Raw genomic sequence first — 9,609 nt, 5'->3', positions numbered from 1 at the left:
CCGCACTTCATCAGCGCCCTGGTGCGCACCTACGGCTGGATCATCCTGCTGGGCGACAAGGGCCTGGTCAACGAAACCCTCACCGGACTGTCGGTCCCCGGAGCGCCGTTCCAGCTGCTCTACAACGAACTGGGTGTGGTCATCGGCACCACCTCCATGATGCTGCCCTACACCGTGCTGCTGCTGTACGGCGTGATGCGCGGTGTGGACCGCCGCCTGCTGGCGGCGGCGTCCAGCATGGGCGCCGGGCGTGTGACGATCTTCCGCCGGATCTACCTGCCCCTGGTCGCCCCCGGACTGGCCAGTGCCGGACTGCTCAGCTTCATCCTCTCGCTGGGCTACTACATCACCCCCGCCCTGATGGGCGGCCCCAACCAGACGATGATCGCCACCCTCATCAACCAGCAGGTCACCAAGGAAAACCAGTGGAACGGGGCAGCCGCCCAGGGCGTCATCCTGCTGCTGCTCACCTTCGCCGGGCTGCTGCTGGTCAAACTCGTCACCTCCCTGGGCGCCAGCGCCAAGAAGAGGAGCGCGTCATGATGGAGCTGCGCAAGACCCTCGCCGGACGGATCGCCCTGACCGCCGTCGCCACCGTCATCCTGCTGTTCCTGGCCCTGCCCATCGTCGTCATCCTGGTCACCTCCTTCAGCAACAACGCCTTCGCCTCCTTCCCCCCGGACGCCTGGACGCTGAACTGGTACAAGGCACTGTTCGCCGACGGCAGCAAATGGCCCGCCGCCCTGACACTCAGCGCCCTGGTCGCCTGCCTGAGCACCGTCTTCTCACTGATCATCGGCGTGACCGCGGCGACCGCACTGACCCGCAGCGAACTCCCCCTGCGCTCCGCGGTCTACGCCCTGGTCCTCGGACCCCTGGTCATCCCCCAGATCGTCACCGCACTCGGTCTGTTCCTGCTCTTCGAACCCGCCGCGATGCTCGGCAGCCCCATCGCCATCGCCCTCGGCCACACCGTGCTGGCCTCACCCATCGCGGTACTCATCCTGATCGCCACCCTGCGCGGCATCGACGAACGCCTCGAGGACGCCGCCGCCAGCATGGGCGCCGGCCGCCTGACCATCGCCCGGCGCATCACCTTCCCCCTCGCCGCCCCCGGCATGATCGCCGCGGCGATCTTCTCCTTCATCACCAGCTTCGACGAGTTCTACATCTCCCAGTTCCTCTCCTCCGTCGACACCGTCACCCTGCCGGTGCAGGTCTACAACTCCCTCACCTTCGACATCGACCCCAGCGTCACCGCCGTCAGCGCCATCCTCATCGCCTTCGCGATCCTCGCCCTCGCCCTGGTGGCCCTCGTGCGCTGGCTCGGCACCGGACGGCAGAACTCCCTGCTGTCGGTCGAGAACACGGCAGGCATCGCCACCCCCGCAGGCGAGGCCGTATGAGGGTCTGAGTCCACCCTTGCGTTCGGCACGGTCGGGTACCCGGGAGCGGCAGGCGGAGAGCTGTCCCGGCGCGGCCGGACGTCGCGCGCGGTCGACGGCTCGGGGAGGTGGTTCACCCGATGGCGCGCACCCCTTTCGACGGCTCCGGGGCCGATGCGGCCGGGCTGGCGGCGGCGTTGAGTGAGGAGGTGGACGCCGAGGTCAGGTTCGACGCGGGCAGCCGGGGCGCCTACTCGACCGACGGCTCCAACTACCGGCAGCTTCCGATCGGCGTGGTGGTGCCCCGTACGGTGGAGGCCGGGGCTCAGGCCGTGCGGATGTGCGCCCGCTTCGGCGCCCCGGTCCTGTCGCGGGGCGGCGGCACCAGCCTCGCGGGCCAGTCGACGAACACGGCCGTGGTGATCGACTGGAGCAAGTACTGCACCGGGCTGGTCTCCGTCGATCCCGGCGCACGGACCTGCGTGGTCGAGCCGGGGATCGTCCTGGACGAGCTCAACCAGCAGCTGGCCGGTCACGGGCTGCAGTTCGGGCCGAAGCCCTCGACGCACAGCCACTGCGCCCTGGGCGGGATGATCGGCAACAACTCGTGCGGCGCGTCCGCGCAGGCCTACGGCAAGACCGTCGACAACGTGCGCCGGCTGGAGGTGCTCACCTACGACGGTGCCCGGATGTGGGTCGGGCCGACCTCGCGGGACGAGCGGACGCGGATCGCCGCGGAGGGCGGCCGGCGCGCCGAGCTGTACGCCGGTCTGGACCGCATCGTCACCGGGCACCTCGGCGACATCCGGCGCCGCTACCCGGAGATCCCGCGCCGTGTCTCCGGCTACAACCTCGACTCGCTCCTGCCCGAGAACGGCTTCGACGTGGCCAAGGCCCTCGTCGGCAGCGAGGGCACCCTGGTGACCGTGCTGCGCGCGGAACTCGACCTGGTGCCGGTGCCCGCGTACCAGTCGCTGCTGGTCCTCGGCTACGACGACATCTGCACGGCCGCCGACGACGTCCCCCGCCTGCTGGAGCACTGCTCCCCCGGCCAGTTGGAGGCCCTGGACGGGCGCATGGCCCAGCTGATGTGCGAGGAGGGCGCCTACCTGGAGTCCCTGGACACCCTGCCGGAGGGTGACAGCTGGCTGATGCTGCAGTTCTTCGGCGACAGCCAGGACGCCGTCGACGAACAGGCGCATGCCCTGCTGGGGGCGATCGGCCGGTCCGAGAAGGACCGCACCGTCGCCTTCTCCGACGACCCGAAGCGCGAGCAGCGGATGCTCAAGGCCCGTGAGGCCGGGCTCGGCGTCACCGCCCGGCCGCCCCACGACCGGGAGACGTGGGAGGGCTGGGAGGACTCGGCCGTCCCGCCCGAGCGGCTCGGCGACTATCTGCGGGACCTGAGGAAGCTGTTCGAGGAGTTCGACTACGACCACCCGTCCCTGTACGGGCACTTCGGGCAGGGCTGTGTCCACACCCGCATCCCGTTCGAACTCAGGACCGCCGAGGGCGTGGCAGGCTTCCGGCGCTTCGTGGAGCGGGCCGCCGACCTCGTCTCCTCCTACGGCGGCTCCCTGTCGGGCGAGCACGGCGACGGCCAGTCCCGGGGCGAGTTGCTCACCCGTATGTTCGGCGAGCGGCTCGTGGCCGCGTTCGGCGAGCTGAAGGCGCTGTTCGACCCGGACAACCGGATGAACCCGGGCAAGGTCGTCGACCCCAACCCGGTCGACGGGCAGCTGCGCCTGGGCGCCTCCTGGCACCCGGCCGCACCCGCGACGCACTTCGCCTTCCCGGAGGACGACCACTCCTTCGACCGGGCCGTGCTGCGCTGTGTCGGCATCGGCAACTGCCGCAGCCACTCCGGCGGCGTCATGTGCCCCTCCTACCGGGCCACGCGGGAGGAGGAGCACTCCACACGAGGCCGCGCCCGGCTGCTGTTCGAGATGCTCGGCGGCCACGCCGACTCCGCCGTCACGGACGGCTGGCGCTCCACCGAGGTGCGCGATGCCCTCGACCTGTGCCTGGCCTGCAAGGGCTGCAAGTCGGACTGCCCGACCGGCGTCGACATGGCCACCCTCAAGGCGGAGTTCCTCTCGCACCACTACGAGGGGCGGATGCGCCCCGCGGCCCATTACTCCATGGGCTGGCTGCCCGTGTGGGCGCGCCTGTCCCGGATCGCCCCCGGACTGGTCAACAGCGCCCTGCACGCGCCCGGTCTGGCCCGGGCGGGCAAGCGGCTGGCCGGCGTGGACGAGGCCCGTCGGGCACCCGTGTTCGCCCGGCAGTCCTTCCTCGAGTGGTGGCAGCGCCGCGGCACCGAGGAGCCCGACCCGGCCGATCCGCGCACCGTGGTGCTGTGGCCGGACACCTTCAGCACCTACTTCCACCCCTCGGTCGCCATCTCGGCCGTGCGTGTTCTGGAGGACGCCGGTTTCCGCGTCGCCGTGCCCGCCGAGCCGGTGTGCTGCGGCCTGACCTGGATCTCCACCGGCCAACTGCCCCGCGCGCGGAAGGTGCTGCGCCGCACCCTCGACACGCTGCGGCCGCATCTGGACGCGGGCACCCCGGTCATCGCCCTCGAACCGTCCTGCACCGCCGTCTTCCGCGGCGACGCCCCCGAGCTGATGCCCGCCGACCCGGACGTGCAGCGGCTGGCCGGGCAGGTCCGCACCTTCGCCGAACAGCTCGTCCGCCACGCGCCCGACGGCTGGCGACCCCCTCGGCTGGCCCGGCGGGCGACGGTGCAGACCCACTGCCACCAGCACGCGGTCATGAAGTTCGACGCCGACCGCGAGCTGATGCGCCGCGCCCGTCTCGACGCCGACGTCCTCGACGAGGGCTGCTGCGGCCTCGCCGGCAACTTCGGTTTCGAACGCGGACATCACGAGGTCTCCATGGCCGTCGCGGAACAGGGCGTCCTGCCCGCCGTCCGCGAGGCGGCCCCCGGCAGCCTGCTGCTCGCCGACGGCTTCAGCTGCCGCACCCAGATCGAACAGGGCGACACCGGGCGGCGTGCCCTGCACCTGGCCGAAGTACTGGCCCTCGGTCTGGAGGGCATCCTCCCGTCCGAGCAGCCGGAACGCCTGGCCGCGCGCCCCGGCCGGCCCTCCCGCACGGCCCGGTGGACGACCACCGCCTGCGCCACCGCCCTCACGGCGACCGCCGCGGCGGCGGCCGGCCGGGCCGCCCTGCGGTCGCTGCGGCGCGTGTAGTCACTCCCTGCCGAAGCCGGGATTCCTCGCAAGGGTCTCGACACTGTCCGTACCGGCACTCTTACGCTTGGTTATGACCCGGGTCGCCCCGGTGCCGAGTCGCGGCAGTCGCTGCACGGATTTACCTTGGCGACACGGCATGAAGCGAAAGCAGGCCACAACGGCACGGGCAGCCGCGTTCCGGCGCGGGTCGAGTGTCTGGGAGGATCATCATGGCCGTCGAGATCCAGCCCCTGTTGAAGCCCTCTCGGCTCAGGCGCCGCGGAGGCTTGTGGGGCGAATGCCTTTCGGAGTTCCTGGGGACCTTCGTCCTCATCTCCTTCGGTTGCGGCGTGGTCGCGATGGCGGTCGCGGCGCTGCCCGGCTCAGGGCGTACCGAGGGACCCACCACGTTCTTCCTCGGTGCCGGGGACTGGTTGCTGATCACCTGGGGATGGGCCATGGCCGTGATCCTCGGTATCTACGTGGCCGGCGGGGTGAGCGGTGCGCACATCAATCCGGCGGTGACGCTGGCCTTCGCCGTGCGCCGCAAGTTCCCGTGGGTCAAGGTCGTCCCCTACTGGGTGGCACAGGTGCTCGGCGCCCTGGCCGGCGCGGCACTGGTCTACGCCGTGTACCACGACGCCATCAACACCTTCGACGACGCCATGAAAGGGCCGAAGACGGGCGGGCACACCCTCGCGTCGTTCTCGATCTTCGCCACCTTCCCGGCGCCGTACTTCAACGGCGGCATCTGGGGTCCGCTGATCGACCAGGTCGTCGGCACGGCCTTCCTGGCCATGCTGGTGGTGGCGATCATCGACCTGCGGAACACGGCCGTGAAGGCGAACCTCGGACCGCTCGTGATCGGGTTCGTGGTGGCGGCCATCGGCATGTCCTTCGGGGCGAACGCGGGCTACGCGATCAACCCGGCCCGCGACTTCGGACCGCGCCTGTTCACCTGGATGGCGGGCTGGGAGGATCTGGCCTTCCCCGGCAGCTTGGCAGGCGCGTTCAGCGGCTACTGGTGGATCCCGATCGTCGGACCGCTCGTCGGCGGCGTGATCGGGGTGCTGGTGTACGACCTGTTCATCGGCGACGTGCTCCACATCCGGGCGCAGCAGGGCGAGCTCCCGGAGCCCGGCCGGACCCGCCCCACCACATCCGACGAGGAGTGAACCGGGGCCCGGGAGGCACGGTCACCCGTCGCCCTCCAGGTCCCCCTCCGTCTCCAGATACGCCTGCCGCAGACCCTCCAGCACGGCCGGGTCGGGCTTCTCCCACATCCCGCGGCTCTCGGCCTCCAGCAGGCGTTCGGCGATGCCGTGCAGGGCCCAGGGGTTGGCCTGCTGGAGGAACTCGCGGTTGACCGGGTCCAGGACGTAGGTCTCGGTGAGCTTGTCGTACATCCAGTCGGCTACGACGCCGGTGGTGGCGTCGTAGCCGAAGAGGTAGTCCACGGTGGCGGCGAGTTCGAAGGCGCCCTTGTAGCCGTGGCGGCGCATGGCCTCGATCCACTTGGGGTTGACCACGCGGGCGCGGAAGACGCGGGAGGTCTCCTCGACGAGGGTGCGGGTGCGGACCGTCTCGGGGCGGGTGGAGTCGCCGATGTACGCCTCGGGGGCGGTGCCGCGCAGGGCCCGGACGGTCGCCACCATGCCGCCGTGGTACTGGAAGTAGTCGTCGGAGTCGGCGATGTCGTGCTCGCGCGTGTCCGTGTTCTTCGCGGCGACCTCGATGCGCTTGTAGGCGGTCTCCATCTCCTCGCGGGCCGGGCGGCCGTCGAGTTCGCGGCCGTAGGCGTAGCCGCCCCAGACGGTGTAGACCTCGGCGAGGTCGGCGTCGGTGCGCCAGTCGCGGGAGTCGATGAGCTGGAGCAGGCCCGCGCCGTACGTGCCGGGGCGGGAGCCGAAGATGCGGGTGGTGGCGCGACGTTCGTCGCCGTGGGACGCCACGTCCGCCTGGACGTGGGCCCGTACGTGGTTGGCCTCGGCCGGCTCGTCCAGGGAGGCGGCCAGGCGTACGGCGTCGTCCAGCAGGCCGATGGTGTGCGGGAAGGCGTCCCGGAAGAAGCCGGAGATGCGGAGGGTGACGTCGATACGGGGGCGGCCCAGCTCCTCGTACGGCACGGGCTCCAGGCCCGTCACCCGGCGGGAGGCGTCGTCCCAGACGGGGCGGATGCCGAGCAGGGCGAGGGCCTCGGCCACGTCGTCGCCCGCCGTGCGCATGGCGCTGGTGCCCCACAGGGAGAGGCCGACGGAGGTGGGCCAGTCGCCGTTGTCGGTGCGGTAGCGCTCCAGGAGGGACTCGGCGAGGGCCTGGCCGGTCTCCCAGGCGAGGCGGGAGGGGACCGCCTTGGGGTCGACGGAGTAGAAGTTGCGGCCCGTCGGGAGGACGTTGACCAGGCCCCGCAGGGGTGATCCCGAGGGGCCGGCCGGGACGAAGCCGCCCGCCAGCGCGTGCACGGTGTGGTCGACCTCGGCGGTGGTCGCGGCGAGGCGCGGCACGACCTCGCGGGCCGCGAACCGAAGGATGGCGGCGATCTGTTCGCCGTGCTCGGCGGGGACCGCGGCCGGGTCCCAGCCCGCGTCCTCCATGGCCTGGACCAGGGCGCGGGCCTGCTCCTCGGCCTCGTCGGCACTCGTGCGGGTCGCGGCGGACTCGTCCAGGCCGAGGGCCTCGCGCAGACCGGGCAGGGCCGTGGCGCCGCCCCAGATCTGGCGGGCGCGGAGGATGGCGAGGACGAGGTTGACGCGGTCCGCGCCCTGCGGCGGGTTGCCGAGGACGTGCAGGCCGTCTCGGATCTGCGCGTCCTTGACCTCGCAGAGCCAGCCGTCGACGTGCAGGAGGAAGTCGTCGAAGCCGTCGTCGTCCGGGCGGTCCTCCAGGCCGAGGTCGTGGTCGAGCCGGGCGGCCTGGATGAGCGTCCAGATCTGGGCGCGGATCGCCGGGAGCTTGGCGGGGTCCATGGAGGAGATCTGGGCGTACTCGTCGAGGAGTTGCTCCAGGCGCGCGATGTCGCCGTAGGAGTCGGCGCGGGCCATGGGCGGGACGAGGTGGTCGACGAGCGTGGCGTGGACGCGGCGCTTGGCCTGGGTGCCCTCTCCGGGGTCGTTGACCAGGAACGGGTAGATCAGCGGGAGGTCGCCGAGGGCGGCGTCGGGGCCGCAGGCGGCGGACAGGCCGGCGTTCTTGCCGGGCAGCCACTCCAGGTTGCCGTGCTTGCCGAGGTGGATCATCGCGTCGGCGCCGAAGCCGCCGTCCTCGGTCCGGGCGGCGATCCAGCGGTAGGCGGCCAGGTAGTGGTGGGAGGGCGGCAGGTCCGGGTCGTGGTAGATCGCGATCGGATTCTCGCCGAAGCCGCGCGGGGGCTGGATGAGGATCAGCAGGTTCCCGAAGCGCAGGGCCGCGAGGACGATGTCGCCCTCCGGGTTGCGGCTGCGGTCGACGAACATCTCGCCGGGGGCCGGGCCCCAGTGCTCCTCCACCGCCGTGCGCAGTTCCTCGGGGAGCGTGGCGAACCAGCGGCGATAGTCGGCCGCCGGGATCCGCACCGGGTTGCGGGTCAGTTGCTCCTCGGTGAGCCAGTCCTGGTCGTGCCCGCCCGCCTCGATCAGCGCGCGGATCAGCTCGTCCCCGTCACCGGACGCCAGTCCGGGCACCTCCGCGTCCGCGCCGAAGTCGTAGCCCTCCTCCCGGAGCCGGCGCAGCAGGGCGATCGCGCTGGCGGGGGTGTCCAGGCCGACCGCGTTGCCGATGCGGGAGTGCTTGGTCGGGTAGGCGGACAGGACCAGAGCGAGGCGCTTGTCGGCGGGCCGGATGTGGCGGAGCCGGGCGTGGCGTACGGCGATTCCGGCGACGCGGGCGGCGCGCTCGGGGTCGGCGACGTAGGCCGGGAGGCCGTCGGCGTCGATCTCCTTGAAGGAGAACGGGACGGTGATGAGGCGGCCGTCGAACTCGGGGACGGCGATCTGGCTGGCCGCGTCGAGCGGGGAGACGCCCTCGTCGTTGTCCGCCCAGTCGGTCCGTGAGCCGGTGAGGCACAGGGCCTGGAGGATCGGTACGTCGAGGGCGGTGAGCGCGCCCGCGTCCCAGGACTCGTCGTCGCCGCCGGCCGATGCCTCGGCGGGCTTGGTGCCGCCGGCGGCGAGGACGGTGGTGACGATGGCGTCGGCGGCGCGCAGTTCCTCGATCAGCTCGGGCTCGGGGGCCCGCAGGGAGGCCACGTACAGGGGCAGCGGGCGACCGCCCGCGTCTTCGATCGCGTCGCACAGGGCGCCGACGAAGGCGGTGTTGCCGCTCATGTGGTGGGCCCGGTAGTAGAGCACGGCGACGGTCGGACCGTCGGTGTCCCGGCCCTCCCGGGGCAGCGGGCCCCAGGTGGGGGCGGCCGCCGGTGCCTCGAAGCCGTGGCCGGTGAGCAGGACGGTGTCGGAGAGGAAGCGGGCGAGCTGCTCCAGGTTGGCCGGGCCGCCGTGCGCGAGGTAGGCGTGGGCCTCGGCGGCGATGCCGATGGGGACCGTGGAGGACGCCATCAGCTGGGCGTCGGGGGCCTGTTCGCCGGTGAGGACGACGACCGGGCGGCCGTCGGCGAGGAGCAGGTCGAGGCCGTCCTGCCAGGCCCGGATGCCGCCGAGGAGGCGCACGACGACCAGGCCGACGCCGTCGAGGAGGGCGGGGAGGTCGTCGAGGGCGAGGCGGGAGGGGTTGGCGAAGCGGTACGGGACCGGGCCGGCGGCCGCGCGGGCGCTGAGCAGGTCGGTGTCGGAGGTCGACAGGAGCAGGATGCGGGGGTTCGGGAGTCGTTCCCCGGCTGAGTGCAGCATGCGGCGGCTGGCCTTCCTCGGGGTGTCCGCGCCCCGGGCGGGTGGTGGGACGGCGGGAGTTCCTGACTCGCCCGGCCCGCGGGGGCCGGGCTCACAGTGGCGGGACCGCGCCGGATTCGCACCGGGCTTCCTCCCCTGTCGCCGTCGTGGCGTCGGCGGACCGGATGATCCACCGAGGAGCATAGTAAGGGTCGGGGGAAAAGG

5 protein-coding genes and 1 riboswitch are annotated in these 9,609 nt (G+C 72.1%); of the genes, 4 read left to right on the top strand and 1 reads right to left on the bottom strand.

Going from position 1 to position 9,609, the window contains the following annotated elements; all coding sequences use genetic code 11:
• The 4 genes from ACZ3I3_RS26325 to ACZ3I3_RS26310 all read left to right on the top strand — a co-directional run.
• On the top strand, positions 1-543 hold a 543-nt coding region (locus ACZ3I3_RS26325; RefSeq protein ID WP_467368996.1), incomplete at its 5' end, for an ABC transporter permease.
• Positions 540-1,406 (top strand): ABC transporter permease, encoded by an 867-nt coding sequence (locus ACZ3I3_RS26320; protein WP_467368994.1) that lies wholly within the window; start codon positions 540-542, stop codon positions 1,404-1,406. The genes ACZ3I3_RS26325 and ACZ3I3_RS26320, both read left to right, overlap by 4 nt.
• A 119-nt stretch (positions 1,407-1,525) precedes the next feature.
• Positions 1,526-4,600, top strand: a complete 3,075-nt coding sequence (locus ACZ3I3_RS26315) for an FAD-binding and (Fe-S)-binding domain-containing protein (protein WP_467368992.1) — start codon at positions 1,526-1,528, stop codon at positions 4,598-4,600.
• Between the two features lie 212 nt (positions 4,601-4,812).
• Entirely contained in the window at positions 4,813-5,757 is a 945-nt protein-coding gene (locus ACZ3I3_RS26310; RefSeq protein ID WP_467368990.1) for an MIP/aquaporin family protein, read from the top strand.
• A gap of 21 nt (positions 5,758-5,778) precedes the next feature.
• Here the strand turns inward: ACZ3I3_RS26310 and cobN are convergent, their stop codons facing one another.
• Positions 5,779-9,405 carry a cobaltochelatase subunit CobN gene (gene cobN / locus ACZ3I3_RS26305; protein WP_467368988.1) on the bottom strand — a complete coding sequence of 1,209 codons (3,627 nt, stop codon included), beginning with the start codon at positions 9,403-9,405 and terminating at the stop codon, positions 5,779-5,781.
• A 56-nt stretch (positions 9,406-9,461) separates the two neighbouring features.
• Positions 9,462-9,538, bottom strand: a riboswitch (cobalamin riboswitch).
• Between the last annotated feature and the right edge of the window lie 71 nt (positions 9,539-9,609).

The sequence above is a fragment of the Streptomyces sp. NPDC016851 genome, from assembly GCF_055562795.1.
The sequence above is the reverse complement of the archived record's forward strand: the minus strand, read 5'-3'. Positions and strand labels throughout refer to the sequence as shown.

Bases quoted from the DNA above. Each gene is read 5' to 3' on its own strand.
- cobN (WP_467368988.1), bottom strand. From the start codon at position 9,405: ATGCTGCACTCAGCCGGGGAACGACTCCCGAACCCCCGCATCCTGCTC.
- ACZ3I3_RS26315 (WP_467368992.1), top strand. From the start codon at position 1,526: ATGGCGCGCACCCCTTTCGACGGCTCCGGGGCCGATGCGGCCGGGCTG.
- ACZ3I3_RS26320 (WP_467368994.1), top strand. From the start codon at position 540: ATGATGGAGCTGCGCAAGACCCTCGCCGGACGGATCGCCCTGACCGCC.
- ACZ3I3_RS26310 (WP_467368990.1), top strand. From the start codon at position 4,813: ATGGCCGTCGAGATCCAGCCCCTGTTGAAGCCCTCTCGGCTCAGGCGC.